This is a genomic window from Lagierella sp., assembly GCF_029983815.1.
Taxonomy (GTDB): domain Bacteria; phylum Bacillota; class Clostridia; order Tissierellales; family Peptoniphilaceae; genus Mediannikoviicoccus.
Map to the genome: position 1 here is coordinate 1 of NZ_JASBYU010000024.1, position 18,375 is coordinate 18,375.

Below are 18,375 nucleotides of genomic sequence, written 5' to 3' on the forward strand. Positions count from 1 at the left end.
AAACTTCTTCTCCACTTTCATCTGTCCAGTTTACAAATTCGTATCCTTCTTCTGCCGTAGCTGTTGAACCTTGTAGTTTCCCTGTTGCCACTCCCACAGTTTCTGTCGCTGGAGTTACTGTTCCCTCTTTTTCATTTGAAGACTTGTAATTAACTGTAATAGTTTTCTCTTCAAAATATGCTATATATATTGCGGTATCATTTGTTTCTGGCACAAAGGTAACATTTTCTGATACAACCTCATTTTTAATGTTTCTCCAATTAAGAAATTTATATCCTTCATTAGGTTCCGCGGTTGATCCTACCGGTTTTCCGGTTACCTTTCCCACTTTTTCTTCTGTTGGTTTTACTGTACCCATTGTCTTATCGAATGATTTGTAGGTAATTGTATTTTCTTCTTCTATAAAAGTTGCAGTAACCTTTACATCTCCCGCTGGCATTTTAAAGTCTTTTGAAATATAGCTTGGTAAAATTTCTTTACCATCTGGACCAGTAATAGTTGTTTTTTCTAACTTATATCCATCTTTAGGATTAGCTGTTACCTTAACTAAAGTTCCTTCTACTACCCCATCAGTTGTTGCTTCTTCTGGGTTGACAGTTACAGTACCACCTACTATATTAGAATCTACAATAACTTTAGGTAATGTAGCAAGTTCAAAGACTGGAACTAAATTTATATTTTTTGTTAAAGGTTTTGTTCCATCATAAGGAGTTATTTCTTCTTCTAATGCCCAATGTTTGAATTCATATTTTGTATCTGTAGTACTCGCTTTTGGAACTACTACTTCACTTGTTTGGTCACTTTCTCCTTCTATAACGGGAGTATTTTCCCCATCAAAGTTATCATTATAAGCAAGTAATTCTTTTATATTTCCATCTAAAGTTACAGGAAGAGTAACGCCTGTTTGAACATTACCATTTTTGTCAACAGCTACAGCCTTATCTAAAAAGTTTACTGTTAATTGTTCACTTAGGGTAATATCTTGTGGAGTTTTATAGTCCCCATCAATGGTAAAGTAATACTTACCAGAAGATTTACCATCTACTAGACCTTTTCTTTCACCATTGATAGTTGCATTGAATTTATCTAAATCCATTGTATACTGATCTATTGTTCTTTCTGCGTTTTCTATCGGATCAGTAGTGTTAGAACTATTAGTATTGAAGACAAATTCCTCATCTTTATAATAGTAGGTGTCGGAATCTCCATTCAAATCTCTATTAAAAGGATAGTATCCTTCTTCTGGATTTACTGGAAGAGGGAAAGTTCTTTGTAAATATTTTACGTTAACCTCTGGTCTATTTGTAGAATCCTCATCATTCCATGTCATAGTATACATGGATACAGCTGTTTGACTAATAACAATATCAAAGTTTAAGGTATCCCCAGATTCGTTTTTAAGCTCAATATACTCCATTCGAGTAGTGTAACCTTCAGGAGTTACAATCTCTACAGAAAATTCTTTCGTTGTTGAGTTTCCTTTAATATCAATTCCATCATCAAACCCTTTATCGGCTACGAAGTTAATCGTTTCACCAAAACTATTTATTTTTGCTGTGGCGATTTCATCCCCATTACTTTCATCTATAAGCTTCGCTTCTAAAGGTAATCGAACAAGATCTTGATCTAACCCGTCATACTTTACCGTAGCCGTAAACTTAGTAGTACTTCCTGTAGGGTTAAATGCTAATATTCCTTGCTCTTGTGATCTAACCTTTCTTGCAGATTTAATGTCTGCAGTCTTAAATTTGAATTTAGTTTTACTTCCCTCTCTAATCGTTTCAAAAGGGATTGGGCTATCTTTTTGTTGATTTTCTGCAGCGAATAAATTAACTGGCAAAGCAGTAAAAATCAACGCAAAGGCTAGAATAAAACTAATTATTCTCTTACTTTTAAAGATTTACATCCTCCATTTCATATTATTTTAAACGCATTTTGCGTTATAAACATTGATAAGAAAATTATCTTGATATCTTTTTAATAAGTGTGGCATCCTTATATCCATCAGCACTGAAGATAAATTTCATCTTATCTCCTCTTTTAAGTGTTACATGGCTTATATCTATCTTTCCAGCTTGTATATTTTCTACAATAACTCTTCCATTAAGCTGTATAGTTACAGTAGCTGCAGGTGCATTTGATGCAGTTTCTACATATCTTGAGTGTTTATTCAAGATACCAATACTTACAGTTTGTAGCTTGTCATCTTTTATTTCGTTCTTTTGAACCTCTGCTTCAAAATTAAGCTCTACTGTCTTATCAGGTTCTCCAGCAGTTAAGGTTACATAAGTTGGATTATGACTTACAAGCTTGTATCCTGGTTGAATATTAGTTATTCTAACTTCATAGTCAGTGTATTTTAGTCCAGAAAGATTTGTAATTATCTCCCCTTCTTTACTGACAATTTCATAACTATATCTTGGAACAGCCTTAGAGTTTGGATTAACATTTTCTTTAAATTTAATACTTCCACCTACTGCTAAGCTATTGCCTAGTGCTTGGCTTACCAATCCTTCAACATAGTTATATCCAAAGTCCATAAGTTTAATACCTATTTGGTCTGCTGGGTATCCATTAGGAACTCTATATCCTCCATTTTCTTTTGGAATTTGATTCCAGTTAGTACCATCAAATAAATAAACTTCTTCAACCTGTACTCCAGTTAAATCCGCTACGTCAAAGGTCATAAAGTTATTTTCCAACTTTAAGTTAACCGGTTGTGGAAACTGAGTGTCTATATAAAAATCTTGAGATTCTACTTGTCTTCTAGCTCCACTTGGTACTGGTTGGGAAACAATATCTATAGAATATTTTCCATCAGGAAGATTTGCTCCATCAAAAATCATGTTTTGTTCACTATATCCTGTTATAGGGAAAGTAGAACCCGCTGCATTTTTAAAGCTTTTTCCATTTGCAGTAAAAAGAGTTCTTACTGGTGACGATGATTTCATACCATATTGATTATAACTATAAATCTGTCCTGCCATTAAATTCGCATTTCTTTGTAAAGTCATAGCTAAGAAGAATCCATCTACTGCTTGGTCTCCATTTGGAGAAATAACAGGAGTTATAAAAAATGGATTTTCTGCATTAAAAAACGCATCTGCAATGTGAGGTACACCATTGTTGTCTACACCTATACTAGGCAACATCCCAGCTATAAAAGAATCAGGTCCCATAAGAGTTGAAAGATGGGTCCAGCTTCCATTTAATTTTCTATTATTCGGTATTGCGTCAAATAGATTTGGATTAAAGCCATAAGGTAGATTTGCGTGATAGTAATGAGGTTTCTTTCCTTCTTTTACTAATTTGTAGATAAATGGTTCTACTACACTTAAGTCATTAAAACTTCCTCTAAAACCTATAAAAGGCATTGATAATTGTGGGTCCAGTCTATTAGATTCAAAAATAACAAATCCTTCTAAGAAATAACCTTCCTTCATTTGTGAACTTAATTCATCTTTAAACTCACTTGCATCTACTTTTACAGTTATTTTCTTTTCAGAATTAGCTGGAATTTCAATGGTTTGTCCTGGAATCTCCTTTAATAGTCTAGGATTTAAAGTCATGTCTCCATCTTTTACTTCCAAGTCAGTTTGCCAATTATTCTTTAGTTGATTTATATAATAGCTGGAATATCTATATGGTAGGTTACCATTTTTAACTTCATTAGTTGTAAGAACTGTTTTGTAGGAATATTTTTTAGGACTATTACCATAGTTTTTCACTGTAAAAGTAATGTCAAAAGTATCTTGCACATCACCTAAATTTATTCTGGTTTGTCCATTATCCCCAATTAATACAACGTTAGACCTAGAAGCAGCATCAATATCCATAACTCCGGCACCTTGTTGTCTTGGTGATGAGTAAGTTTTTGTAAATGGATTTATATGAGGTTTTGCTGTAGACATCAATAAGTTTCGTACCAAAGTCTGTTTTTGTGCATCTGTTAGAGAAGCACCAAAATCTCTATTTACTCTATCTCTAATAAGTGCAGCGCCACCAGTAATATGAGGTGCTGCCATTGAAGTTCCTGACATAAAATTATATTTATTGTCATTTATAGAAGAAATTATATTTCCACCCGGTGCTGTAATATCTGGTTTGAAGTTCCCATCTGCTCCAACTCCCCAGTTAGAAAATGCAGACATTTCTCCAGCTCCTTCATTACCTTCATTTTGAACTGATGCAACAGTAAATGCTCCATCCAAGTTTCCTGGGAAACCCATAACTCCATAATCAGGATTAGTTGCCTTAGGAAGCACACCATCAAGATATCCAAATTGACTGTCATTGCCTCCAGCTATGGAAACTAAGGATCCAGCTTCAGAAGCTTTCTCTATAGCTCTAGTAAAGTTTGCGCCTCCTGACATATCAGAGTTGTCATCTGAAAATTGTCCAAGAGGAGAACCTAATGATAGGTTCATTGCATCTGCACCAAGCTTTATAGCGTCATCCATTGCAGCAATTACATCCCTATAATCAATATTGTCTTGATTTGGTATGAACACGTGCATAGCAAGTAATTGAGCTTCTGGAGCAATCCCTTTAAATGTCTTTTTAGCCCCATTCATATAAAAGGTAGTTTCATTACCTACTGCAGTACCTGCAACGTGTTGACCATGTTGGTTCTGACTCTTCATAGCGTAAGGTGTAGACTGACCAGAGTTGTAACAGTGGATGAATGGAATTTTATCACTAAACCAAGCTCCTCTATAAACTCCTGCTTTTCTAATATCTGATTCAGATTTAAATCTTGCAGCTTCTTTTCCATCTTTATTTAGATAAAAAGCTTCATGATTAACATCAAATCCTGAGTCAAGTACAGCAACTACCATTCCCTTACCGTTAATTTTCTTTGGTAATTTGTATAAATCTCTGGCTTTGACTATTTTATCTGAATTTATCATACTTACATGTTGTTCATTAGCTTTTTCCTGCTGTTCCAAGGTAGGAACTTTATAAACCGGAGCTACAGCAACCTCTTCAATAAATTCTTGGTCTGCCAACTTTAATGCTTGATCTACTTTTGCAAGTCCTGTAAAACCAACCATAATAACTTCAATTTCATGAGAAATATTAAATTCAATACCTGCTTGTTCCATCAACTTTTTAGCTTCAGCATTGGCAGATTTAGCAAACTTTATTTGATCTTGTTTGTTAGATTCAGATCTTAATTGCTCTCCTGTATGGTCCTTTCCCAGATTAGAAAAATATTCTGTATTTAAAGAAACAATGAAGCTATATTCCTTATCTTTGTCATATTTTTCTCCTATATCTTTGATAAGTTTTTCCTTAGATGAAAGCTCATTATAAGGTTTAATCTCATCAAGATTTACAACGTCAACTGGTTCTATAGAACCTTCGTCCTTTCTTGTGGATCCTCCAAATTCCGCTTCATTTAGCCTATCGCCAAATGTTCCATCTGTTCTTTTTTCTTCTATGATTTTCTCTTGTTCAGATGGTGTTAGCATTTGTTTTGATGCTTTTTCTATATTTTCTGTAGTTTCTGTTGCTTTAGAGTCTTTCTCTTGATTTTCAGCGGCAAAAACTGGGGTTATTGTAGAAAAAAACATTACAAAAGCCAATAAAATAGATACTATCTTTTTCATTTTCTCCTCCTATCTCCTTACTCGTCTTGTAGTGACTACGTCCTCATAGCCTTCTGCTTTAATGACAAATGTTAACAGATCTCCTCTCCTTAAATTATATTCCCTTAAACTAATAGTACCTTGTGCTACATTTTCAACCAAAGCTTTAGTACTATCAATTTGGTTACCTTTATAGATACTTACCTTTCCAACTTCATCACTAGAAGTTACAGTAACGGAATATTTTGAAAATAATCCTATGCTTATAAGCTGTTTTTGAAGTTTCTCTTTTACAAAAGTTATATCAACCGTTGGATTTAGATTGTCTTTTCTAATCTCAACTTTTATAGGATCTTGATTTTCAAGAATATATCCCTTTTCTAAGTCAACTATTTCTATAGTATAGACACCAATAGGTAAATTGTTTAAATCAGAATATTCGGTTCCATCTGGTCCTATAGCTTTTGCTATAAAAGTAGGAACTTCGTTTGAATCCTTCACAACGGTATTCAAACTTATAGAACCCTTGCCATCTTCAGGCTCTAATATAGCTGTTTCTTTAAAGGTATCAGCTGGTCCAGAAGTTTCATTATAGCCATAGTCATAAGTCTTTACTGTAATATCTGAAAGTCTAGTTCCAGGAGGAACTATGAAATTTCCATTTTCATCAACATCAAGTTTATTATATCCTATATATGCTTCTTTGTATAATATCCCTGTTAATTCATCTAAACCATCAAAGGAAAGTTTGTCATTTTGTAGCTTAACATTTACTATCTTAGGCTTTACCGTATCCACATAAAAAACTTGTCTTTGGATGACAGGACTTGCCCCTTCCATAACAGGTAATGTTTCAAATTCTAGTTCATATTTTCCATCTACTGGTTTTCCAGAATTATTTGGAAATTTTTGACTATAATTAGAATAGCTAATTCCATTTCTAGCACCTATCCTATAATGCTTCATAAAGAAATTTCTATCTTGTAATTCTTCTACAAGAGTTTTTTGGTCGCCATCTAATTTATTAACTCTTGCCTTATATAAATTGGTATTTCTATCAAATACAACCGTAAATTTAAAATCTTCTACTTTTCCATCGTTATTAGGAGAAATCACAGGGTCGTGAAATTTCGGATTATCCTTATCAAATTCATATTCTTGACCAAGTATTATAGGTTTCCCATCAACTTCTGAGAACATTCCAGTAAAGTCAACAGGATGATTACTACTATTATAATATACTGGCAATTCTCCATATTTTGTAAGTTCATAGATAAAAGGCTCTATTACAGGAAGCTGTTTGAAATTACCTTTAAATCCTGAAAAAGGAATTGAAAGAGCCGGTTCATTACCAGTAGATTCCAATTCTACAAACCCTTCTAGCCAATATCCATTCCTCATCTTCTTAATTAAATCTTCATGATATTTTGAAACATCAAAACTTATAGCTATGGTTTTTTCCTCTCCACCAGCTACTGTAATGCTACTTCCTTTTATTGTGTCTAAAAGAACTGGATTAAGTGTAAATTTCCCGTCCTTTACTTCATTAGTAGTTAGGCTTGTCTTATAATTATATGTTACTGGTGTAGATGTTAAATTCTTAATCTTAAAGCTAAAATCTATAGTGCTATTAACATCTCCGAGATTAATCTTTGTTTCTCTTGTCTTTGAATCATATAATACCGCTTTTGCACTAGCAGCGGCATCTAAGTTCATAAGACCAGCTCCTTGCTGTCTTGGAGAGGATGTTACATCAGTATATATGTTCTTGTGGACAGTTGCTGTAGACATAAGGAGATTTCTTAATAGATAGAACTTATCTTTTCCTGATAGATTAGAAAATTCTCTCTCAATTCTACTTCTTATAAGGGCTATACCCCCTGCCACATGAGGTGTTGCCATAGACGTTCCTGACATATATTGATACTTATATCCCGTTGCATTAACCGTATTTATAGCTGAATATATCTCTCCACCAGGTGCCATGATATCTGGTTTTATAAAGCCATCAGCCGTTACTCCCCATGCTGAAAAGTCGGAGATTCTTCCAACAGCTGGATTAGATAAATAAGCTGGTGCTTCACTATTTGTAAAAGCAAATCTATAGCTAGGATTTTTCTTTAAGAAAAGACCAGCCTCTCTAGATATTGACCCTATCCATGGCTTCACACTTGTTACACCTTCTATATATTCTATTCTTTCTTTTCTTCCTGCATCATTAAAAAGAAGTATACCCCTTGCATTTTTTTCTTCAAGATTTTTTATTACTTCCAGGATATCTGTTTCTCCTCTTTCCACTAATGCTATCTTACCTTTTAAATCTGGTAGTTTTGAAGGATTATCTGCAAATCCAACGTCTATAAATGAGTTGATTTCATTATCATTTATAAAAGTACCTGTAAAAGAGGTTTTTAAAATTGATTTTCTTACAGGAGTAATGTTTGTTCCATCATAAATTAAGAGTGTAGGAAATTCATAGTATTTTTTAGAACCATGGTCAAAACCATCTTTTAATACATTTGTGTTTTCTAACGCCGATACAGTAAGTCCGCCCATTGCAACTGCTGGAGCTTGTGTTACCCCATAGTCTGGATTAGAAGCAACTGGCATATAAGGATATCCTGCATGACCATCATTACCTGCAGCTATAGCAACAATACATCCTATCTGTGAAGCCTTTTCAATTGCTTCATCAACTCCTCTTCCTACAGTCGCTTGCGAACCCATTGGTCCTCCTAGAGATAGATTTATAGAATCTGCCCCTAGTTTAACTGCATCATCAATTGCAGGAACATACCATGATTCCTGAGTTCCACTTCCATTAAACACCTTCATAGCAAGTAACTGAGCCTCTGGAGCAATTCCTGAAAAATCCATAGGCTTATTGTCAAGAGTAAGTTTTACATGGTTTCCAACTGCAGTTGCAGCAACGTGCTGTCCGTGCATCAAAGTTTTAGATCCTTCTTTATCAATAATATCTAAAGCAGAATTCCTATTATCGGCATAACTATATCCAAATGGAATTTTTTCACTAAAGTAAGTTCCGTTAGTTGTAACCTTTGAAAGGTCTGACCTAGATATCTTTGTCTTCGCTTTTCCATTTTCAGTTAAATAAAATGTTTCATGATTGACATCTGTACCAGAATCTAGTACTGCAACTACCGAACCCGCTCCATCGTATTTTGTATAAAGTCCACTATTACCTACCATGTACTTTGAAGTCATCATCCTAGGCTTTTCTGCATCATCCTTTTTCTTTCCAACTTCAACTTCTGGTAAATTGTAGCTTACGGAAATATTTACTCTTTTTATATAATCCTGCTCTGCTAGTTTCAAAGCATCACCATAAGTAGTAGTACCAGTAAAACCTACAGTTATCACTTCTAAGTCATATCCCTTTTTAAAATTAATACCTAGCTTATCAATTAAAACTAAGGCTTTTTTATTAGATTTTCTAGCAAAGTCTATTTGCTTTTCTATATTTTTTCTATCTCGTAATTCTTCTGCAGACAAATTTTTACCAAATTCAGAAAAGTTTTCAGTTTTTAATTCTACTATTACATCAATAGTATCTTTTTCACTATAAACACCATTATTTTGTAATTCTAGCTCTTCTTTCGCAGAATTTTCTTTTTTAACAAAATCGTCTTGTGCAAAAACAGGGGTAACACTTGAAAAAACTAATATAATCGCTAGAAAATAAGATAATACTCTTTTCATTTTTCCTTATCTCCTTACTTTTCTCGTTGTAATAACATCTTCATAACCATCAGCCTTAATTACAAATGTAAGCAAGTCTCCTCTTTTTAATTTAAAAGGTCTCAGGTTTAAAGTTCCTTGCTCTTTTTCTTTAAGCAGTAAATTATTTTCGTCAATCTCTTTTCCTCTGTACACATAAACTTTTCCTACTTTGTCACTTGAAGTAACTGTCACAGAGTATTTTGAGAATAGTCCAATGCTAATCAATTGCTTTTTCAATATCTCTTTACTAAATGTGATATTGATAACAGGATTTAAATTGTTCTTAGTTATTTCTACTTTTATAGGTTGTGAACTTTCTATAGTGTAACCATCTTCTAAGTCGGATATTTTGATGGTATATACACCTATTGGTAAATTGCTTAGATCTGTATACTCAGTTCCATAACTCGAAATTGCTGTTATAGTAAACTTAGGCATTTTTTCGCCATCTTTTACAATAGGGTTGATTTTGATATTTCCCATATCGTCTCCAGGTTCAATTATTGCACTTTCCTTAAATGTATCTGCTTTACCAACTGTAGTATTATAAGCTAAGTCCACTATTTTCAAGTCGATATCTGATAAATTCACTCCTGTAGGGACTTTAAAACTTCTTCCGTCTATCCTTTCCAAGACTATTCCATTTGTAGAAGCTTCAGTATATAAAATTCCTGAAAGTTCATCTAAGCCATCAAATGTTAGAACTCCATCCATTAGACTTACATTTACAGCTTTTGGTGCTACACTGTCAATATAAAAAGGAACTTTATCTGTTACTTCTTTGTCAGAAGAAGCACCCTTACCTGTAACTTCATAGAGATATTTACCATCTGGATATCTCTCATCATTAACTTTTGGGAATAGTTGATTTACCTTTGTTTCTGCTATTGTATATCTTTTTGGTGTTAAAGGAGTTCCTGTCCCAAAGTGATTTTTTCTTAAGAGATTGTTACTGTCAATTCCCGTTGAAAACACATTCGCAACATGATCACCTTTTACATCATTATCATATTTGTAGACATCTGCCTTTGTAGTTTCAGAATTTCTAAGAAGAGTAAATGTCAAACTCATGCTGTCATTATATCCATCATTGTTATAAGGTGAAATTGCTAACTCTGTAAATTTTGGATTTCTAGAATCAAAATTATATTCCTGTCCTAATATTGCAGGTCTATTATTTATCTTAGTTTCAAAGTGAGTAAACCCGTCATTGTACATTGGATATCTGCCTGTACCATTATAATAGTAAGGAAGTTTATTTTCTTTAACTAAATTATATATAAATGGCTCAAATACATCCAATCCATTAAAATCACCACAAAATCCGCAGTATGGAATTGAGATATTAGGTTCTGATTTGTCATTGCTCTCAAGTGTAACAAAACCTTCAAGGAAATATCCATTTGGCATCTTCTCTTCTAAATCGTCGGTAAATTCTGAAGAATCAACTTTTATTGTAATATCCTTTGTTTGACCACCTGCTAAACTTAAACTCTGGCCTGGAATTTCTTTTAAAAGTCTTGGTCTTAAAGAAAAAGTGTCTCCTTCCACATCATCCGTATTTAGATATGTTTTGTAATTAAATGTTCTTACATCCCTTGATAGATTCCTGACAGTAAAATTAAGCTCAAATGATTCTCCAACATTTCGTAAATTAATTTTACTATCCTTTGTTTTGGTATCATATATTATTACATCAGTATTTAATGCTGCAACCAGATCCATAACACCCGCTCCTTGTTTTCGTGGAGAAGTAAGGGCTTCTGTATTTTGATCTTTATGTGGATTAGCTGAAGACATTAGAATATTTCTAACCAGTCTTTCTTTTTCGTCATTTCCAATATTTGTAAATTCTTCATCAATTCTTGTTCTCACAACAGCTATTCCACCAGAAACGTGAGGGGTCGCCATAGACGTACCTTCTTTGTATTTATAGTTTGAGCTGAAAACTGTTGAATAGATTTGACCACCTGGAGCAGTTATTTCCGGTTTTAAATCTCCATCGGCAGTCAATCCCCAGTTAGAAAAACTAGACATTTCTCCTGAAGAAAATCTCATTGCATATCCATTTCCTTCAATAAGTGAGATTTCTGCATCATTTTTTACTCTTAGTAAAGAAGCCACATTAGTCGGTATTGCATAAATAGGCACATCTGCTTTAATCGTAGTATACAGATTTTCTAAATTTGATTTTTTTGAATATATTAATATAGCTGCAGGCTTTTTTGAAATAATATTTTCCACTCCCTCTTTATCGACCAAAATAGAATCTGAATAGGGATCTGGTTTTTCAAAATCAGCTTCGACAATTGCCACTTTATTAGATAAATCAGGAATATCTGTATTGTTTTTACCATTTCCAACAAAAACAGAAGCATATTTAAACCCTTCTTGAAGATACGGAGATCCAGATAATTTTCTAATGGCAACTTTTTCATTCTCACCATCTCTAAAATCAATATTTAGTTGATTTCCAGTTTTACTCTCATCATAAAAATTTTCAATAGATGCAACAGCCATTGCAGATGGACTTACTGCAGGAGTTGAAACAATACCATAATCAGGATTATATGATTTAGGATTTTTTCCATCTTTCCACCCTATATGACCTTCATTTCCAGAAGCTATTACTACTACACTTCCCATATTGTTCGCATTTTCGATAGCTCTTGTAATACCCTCTCTATTGGTATTATATAGTTGGCCTGCTGTAGTTCCAAGTGACATATTAATAGAATCGGCTCCTATTTTCGCAGCATCATCTATTGCTTTTAGATATATATTAGAACTAGTTCCTCCACGTTCAGGAAATACATCCATTAATAAAAGCTGAGCTTCTGGAGCTACTCCCATATGATCATAGCTCTGTCCTGAAATAGTTACACTTTTCCTATTAGCCCCAACTATACCTGCTACGTGTTGGCCATGTTCATCTCCTCTGGAAACATCCGTATTCTTTTCTGCATAATTAAAAATAAATGGTATCTTTTCATTTATATATCTACCTGAAGTATCAACTTTGCCTGGTGCTGAACTGTCTAATTTAGCAGCCTGTTTTCCATTTGCGGACAAATAAAAAGCAGGATGGTTAATGTCAAAGGCAGAGTCCAATACGGCAACAACTCTACCTCTACCATCATACTTTTCAGCAAGTTTATTGGCACCGATCATCTTTCTAGAAGAAATCATCTTAATTGTTTCTTCTAGAGCCTCTTTGTCCTCAGTTTTAGGTTCATCATATTCCTCAGCTATATCCACACTTTTAACAAAGTCGAGATTTTGAATCTTAATAAAATCTTCATAGGACGCTTTCCCCATTATAGCGATATCAATTAATTCCAATGAATCGTATAATTCAAACTTTATCCCTTTAGATCTGATAAGTTCCAAAGCTTTCTTATTTACTTTCTTAGCAAATTCAATTTGCTTTATCTTATTATTGTCATCCTTTAATTCTACTGAATCGATCGACTTTCCAAGTTCTGGAAATTTTCCAGAATCAACGCTTATCATTAGATTAAGTTTTTCTCTTTTATTAATACTTAATTCTAATTCATCGTTTTTCGTAGCCTCTTGTACTTTGTCTTTAGTAGCTAGTGAAGTACTAGCTACCGATAGACAAAGTGAAAAAGCCAATAATGATGAAACTACTTTTTTCAATGCTTCCTCCTAAACTATTCCTGTATATTTTTAAATTACCATATCAAATTCAACTATCGTCTTACTTTTCTAGTTGTAATAACATCTTCATAACCATCAGCCTTAATAACAAAAGTGAGTAGATCCCCTCTCTTTAAATTAAAAGGTCTCAAATTTAAAGTTCCTTGTTTTTCATCTATTATCAACAAGTTACCCTCGTCAACTTCTTTCCCTTTATAAATAGAAACCAAACCTACTTCATCACTTGAAGTAACTGTTACAGAATATTTCGAAAAAAGTCCAATACTAATTAATTGTTTCTTTAGTTCTACTGGATCGTCTATTGGCATTTGGTCAGCAGTGATCACTGCAGTATTATATGCAGAGTCAGTTATTTCCACAGTTATATCTTTTAACGAAATATAACTTGGCACCTCATAACCTACATCCGTCTTATTTACTTCCTTTCCGTTTACAAGTACTCTAACTGCTATAATATCTGTAAGTTCATCTACTGCTTCAAAATTAAAAATTCCATTTTCTAAAGTAGGGTTTTTACCTGCTGGCTTTACAGTGTCTATATAAAATTTCATTAGATAATTAGTTTCTTCTACTCCAGAGGCGGGTTTCCCTGATAATTCATAGATATATTCCCCATCGGGAAACTGACCTCTAAATGGTTTAAAGTTAAAGAAATCTGCTTGAGATGACCCAAACAAACCTCCCCAATAAGCCATTGGATCTTCTTCATATACATTGTGATTTTTTGAAAGCGACTGCTTACCAACTTGAAATATATTGGTAACTAAATCTCCCTTTTTGCCATCATTTGACTTATACAATTTCCCCTTTAAATCATTTGTATTTCTAAGAAGAGTAAATACGAGTTCTGCATTATCCATCTTACCGTCACCATTTGGTGATATAGCTATTTTGGTAAACTCCGGTGTAGATGGATTATAATTTGGCATTTGTCCAACTAAAACTTGGTTTCCTGAAATAGTTGATCTAAAGTGAGTAAAATTATTTTTAAAAACCCCATTCGCTAAACGATAATCATTTCCATAATAGAAAGGTAATCTATTCTTTTCAACTAAGTCATAAATAGAAGGTTCAACTAAATCTAACTTTTTGAAGTTTCCTTTGAAACCAAGGAAAGGTATTGTTAGATTTGGAGATGTAGAATCTATTGCTTCTAAAATAATATGACCATCAAGGAAGTATCCATTCTCCATTTGTCCTTCCAATTCCCCTGTGTACTTACTGGAATCTACTTTGACAGTTATTTCTTTTTCACTTTTACCATCTACTTTTACAACTCCTCCATCAAACTCACCTAAACTTCGAGGTTTTAAGACTATGCTATCTTCATATACATAATCAGTCGTTAAATAACCAGTAACCTTAAATGATTTAGGAGTCGATCCAAGGTTTTTAGCAACAAAGCTTACATCAAATGACTCTCCCACATCTCCAAGATTTACTTTTGTCTCTTTCGTATTAGCGTCATAAAGCACTATCTCTGAGTTAGTTGCACCCACTAAATCCATTAGACCAGCCCCTTGCCATCTAGGTGAAGTTAGAGCTTCTGTTTCTAAATCCTTATGTGGTTTTGCCGTTGACATCACTAAATTTCTTATTAATCTAGACTTTTCAAAGCCTGTGAGACTTGGAAAATCCCTGTTTACTCTTGATCTCACTATCGCTATTCCTCCCGCAACATGAGGTGTAGCCATAGAAGTACCAGTCATCTCTTCGTATCCTTGATTGTATACTGTTGAATAAATTTTTCCACCAGGAGCTAAAATGTCTGGTTTTATTTCTCCATCTGCAGAAACTCCCCAGCTTGATGATGTAGAAATATTACCTTTATCCATGCTAGTAACGTAAGACTCATTAGCAGTAAAAGCAAAAAATCCATTTTGATTGTTTTTTATGTCCTCAACCATTGAGTTTTTTATTCCTATTACAGGTATACTTAAAATCGGATCAAAGAAAGTAGTAATGTATTCTGTTATGTCTGTATTTGATGCATAAAAAATAATCAATGCAGGATTATTTTTAGCTAGCTCTCTAATATATGCTTGGTCAACTATCTCTCCAGATCTATTAACCGCTCCAATATCTACAAGAATTGCTTTTCCGGTGTAGTTTATGTTTTTATTTGCATTCCTATCATTTGACAAAACAACTAATTCCAAGTTTTTTGTTTCAGAATATATATTCGTTCCAAATACACCAGTAACAGGTAATTTGTCTACCAGTTTTCCTAATGCATCATACATGATTAAAGTTCCATATTTTTTAACTACTTTATCATTTTCTAAATTTGCTACTGATAGTCCATTATTAGCAACAGAAGGTGAACCAACAACTCCAAAATCTGGATTATAGGCTTTCGGATTTTGTATGTTTCTTCCAAACTGTCCTTCGTTTCCTGCTGCCATTGCAACAACACAGCCTATTTCATTTGCTCTATCAATTGCATCGGTTATCCCCATTCCATCAACTATGGAATTTTCTCCAGCTGGAGATCCCAATGACATATTTATTGCATCCGCACCAAGCTTGACTGCATCATCCATTGCAGGTATATATATTTGAGGACTTGTTCCTCCTCCAGAAGAAAAAACTCTCATAGCTAATAATTGGGCTTCTGGAGCAATACCTTTAAAAGGAAATTTCTCTCCCCCAATTTCTATTTCAGTTTCATTTGCAATGGCTGTTCCAGCAACGTGCTGACCATGTGCTTCACCTGGATTTGCAATAATATTATTTTTATCAGCATAGTTGTATCCAAATGGAATTTTTTCATTAACCCATCCACCAACTTTTACTCCTCTTAAAATAATATCTGAAGAGGATTTCAGCTTCATAGAATTTTTTCCCTCCTGTTTTAAATAAAAGGAAGGATGACTTTTGTCAAAACCCGAATCAAGCACTGCTATAACAGTTCCTCTACCATCTTCAGTTAGTCCCAGTCTATCTGTTCCTACCATCTTCCGGCTCGTGATCATTCTAATATCATCTGCTCTTTGCTTTATTGAGATTTCTGGAAGATTATATTTTTGAGCAATTGATACTGACTTAATAAAAGGTAGGTCAGTCATTTTTAGAGCATCCCCATAGCTAGCTGTACCAGTAAATCCAACCATTATAACTTCTACTTCATATAATAGATTAAACTTGATTCCTTCATTCTTCAGCAACTCCAAAGCTTTTGTATTTGCCTTGCGAGCGAAAGCTATTTGCTTTTCTTGATTATTCCCTTCTCTAATTAACTTTGCGTCAATTATCTTTCCATACTCAGAAAAATATTTGTCGTTGACTTCAACAACCAAATCAACTTGATCATCTTTCGAAAATCGCCCTCTAGCTTGAAATTCCAATGCCCTTCTCGCATCAGAAACTTGTTTATCTTCCAGATTTTCAGTTGCTGAAACTGGATTTACCAAACTTAATGATAAAACAATAGCTAGAAAGAATGCTAACCATCTCTTCATAAATTCTCCTCCATAATTATTTAATTTTAATTTCATGCTTCAATTTTCTCATAATACTATTTTTTCAGACTTTGCTCACAATATCATATACTCTAAAAAATAAGGACCTACATGATATTTTTATCAAACAGTCCTTTTTATTTCTTCGTACAATCCTAAAAACTTAACTCTGTGTCAATATTATATATTAATTATCCGTTTTTTGCAATTACAAAAGTAACCTAGGATTTTTTTCATTTTATTATATATTCTCAATTCTCCCTTTAGTTCTTCCCAAGTATAAAAAATTAAAGTTACAATCTAAAATTCCATTCAATTAAACTCTATCATTCAATAACAAATAGTACAAGTTAAATTTATATTAAATAATTAGACCTTTTAGACTTACTCTTAACCTTTGTTCATAAATTTTTAATAAGCATATCCTATAACACAAGACTTAATATCTTGTACTAACAATTATCCATGTGTAAATAAATCCTTAATTGAAATACTTAGTAGTTCAATCTAAACTTACATAACATTATTTTTTGGTTTTTTTAAGAATAACCCGTCAAAAGTTATAACCTAATCTTTAAAAGAGCTTGAATAAAACTTAAGTAAAACTTAAGTAAAACTTAAAATTTCTTCAAATCTATTCTATCCTATTTCTGAATAAGTTTCAATAATTTTTTAACCTTTATAATAAATCACATATTGATTTATTTAGGCACAACAAAAACTGTTGGAGTATTAATAATCATACGACCACAACAGTTTCTGGTGTAACAAAAAAATTGAGGGCATACTCATTTTGAGCCTCCCTCAATTTTACAAATACTTCTGTATTAGTTTTTTACCTTTTTAATCTTTAGTTATACATCCTTATCAACATTCTCAACTAGTTCTGCCTCAATCAATAGCCTTTGATAATTGTATGGATAAGGATGACAAGACACTAAAAACAATTTGGTCTTTTCTTTTTCCTTTGTAAATTTACTCCAATCCGTTGGTTCTATTATTTCTTCCCCAACTACTTTATAGTAAAGGATTTGATCTTTTGTTGTGATCTTTATTTCATCACCATTTTCCAACTTATGGATATTTAAAAAGGACTCTTTTTCATTTCTTCCGCCTCTATGTCCCGCTAAAACAGATACAGTATTCTTTTCAGATGTAGGTGGGTTGGTATCTTCTACCACACCCGCCCCATCTAATAAAGCTTCTTCTGTAGTGTTCCCATAAACTGGCAACACAACATTAATCTTATCTATTCTAATGACACCTATGGCTTGAGATTCTAATAAAGCATCAGCTTCATCTTGATACTTATCTCTCTTTTTATCTACTGAAGATCTTGAGCTAATATTTTCTTCAAATTTTTGTTCAAGATTAATCGCCCTATTCTTCTTAGCTTTAGCTCTAAAAAAGAGATATCCCATCAATATTGCAGAAGAAATCAGTAATGCTATCCCGATGATTAAAAAGGGATTTAATCTCCTACTTTTCTGTTCCATCAATTTTTTTCTTACGCTTTAATCCTACAAATGTCAACGCTCCACCTACTAGTGCCAAAATACCAGCATATACAGATGGATTTAATCCATCTCCAGTCACAGGTAAATATCTTCCTGATCCACCAGTATTTCCTGGCCTATTAGTCCTTCCAGGTCTATTTGTAGTATCAGCACCCGGTCTATTTGATGGTCCATTAGTTGGTTTATACTCATTGATAATAGTTGTACCATCATATTTAACCTTATATCCTTTTGGAACAACCTCTTCAACTCTGTACTCATATACCTTTCCATTACTATCTTTTGATAGTACGTTGGTAAATTCATACTTCCAACCTGATTCTTTTGTTGCTGTGGTTTCTTTTACTACTTTACCTGTTTCTTTGTCAATCAATTTGATTGTTA

7 protein-coding genes are annotated in these 18,375 nt (G+C 33.3%); all 7 read right to left on the reverse strand.

What is annotated here, in order from left to right; all coding sequences use genetic code 11:
* Positions 1–1,840: hypothetical protein (locus Q1K37_RS07760; protein WP_300411063.1), on the reverse strand; the 1,840-nt coding region annotated here is incomplete at its 3' end.
* A 121-nt stretch (positions 1,841–1,961) separates the two neighbouring features.
* Positions 1,962–5,612, reverse strand: coding sequence for a S8 family serine peptidase (locus Q1K37_RS07765; protein ID WP_300411065.1), 3,651 nt, complete (start codon positions 5,610–5,612; stop codon positions 1,962–1,964).
* Positions 5,613–5,621: 9 nt separating this feature from the next.
* Entirely contained in the window at positions 5,622–9,311 is a 3,690-nt protein-coding gene (locus tag Q1K37_RS07770) for a S8 family serine peptidase (RefSeq protein WP_300411067.1), read from the reverse strand.
* A gap of 6 nt (positions 9,312–9,317) precedes the next feature.
* Positions 9,318–12,992 (reverse strand): S8 family serine peptidase, encoded by a 3,675-nt coding sequence (locus tag Q1K37_RS07775; RefSeq protein ID WP_300411069.1) that lies wholly within the window; start codon positions 12,990–12,992, stop codon positions 9,318–9,320.
* Positions 12,993–13,045: 53 nt separating this feature from the next.
* Entirely contained in the window at positions 13,046–16,474 is a 3,429-nt protein-coding gene (locus Q1K37_RS07780) for a S8 family serine peptidase (protein WP_300411071.1), read from the reverse strand.
* 854 nt (positions 16,475–17,328) lie between these two features.
* On the reverse strand, positions 17,329–17,970 hold the full coding sequence (locus Q1K37_RS07785) for a class C sortase (RefSeq protein WP_300411072.1): 642 nt from the start codon (positions 17,968–17,970) through the stop codon (positions 17,329–17,331).
* The coding region (locus Q1K37_RS07790) for a Cna B-type domain-containing protein (RefSeq protein WP_300411074.1) at positions 17,954–18,375 on the reverse strand (422 nt) is incomplete at its 5' end. The genes Q1K37_RS07785 and Q1K37_RS07790, both read right to left, overlap by 17 nt.

What these genes read in the sequence shown, in the direction of transcription:
- Q1K37_RS07780 (WP_300411071.1), bottom strand. Translation starts at nt 16,474, where the DNA reads ATGAAGAGATGGTTAGCATTCTTTCTAGCTATTGTTTTATCATTAAGT.
- Q1K37_RS07765 (WP_300411065.1), bottom strand. Translation starts at nt 5,612, where the DNA reads ATGAAAAAGATAGTATCTATTTTATTGGCTTTTGTAATGTTTTTTTCT.
- Q1K37_RS07785 (WP_300411072.1), bottom strand. Translation starts at nt 17,970, where the DNA reads ATGGAACAGAAAAGTAGGAGATTAAATCCCTTTTTAATCATCGGGATA.
- Q1K37_RS07770 (WP_300411067.1), bottom strand. Translation starts at nt 9,311, where the DNA reads ATGAAAAGAGTATTATCTTATTTTCTAGCGATTATATTAGTTTTTTCA.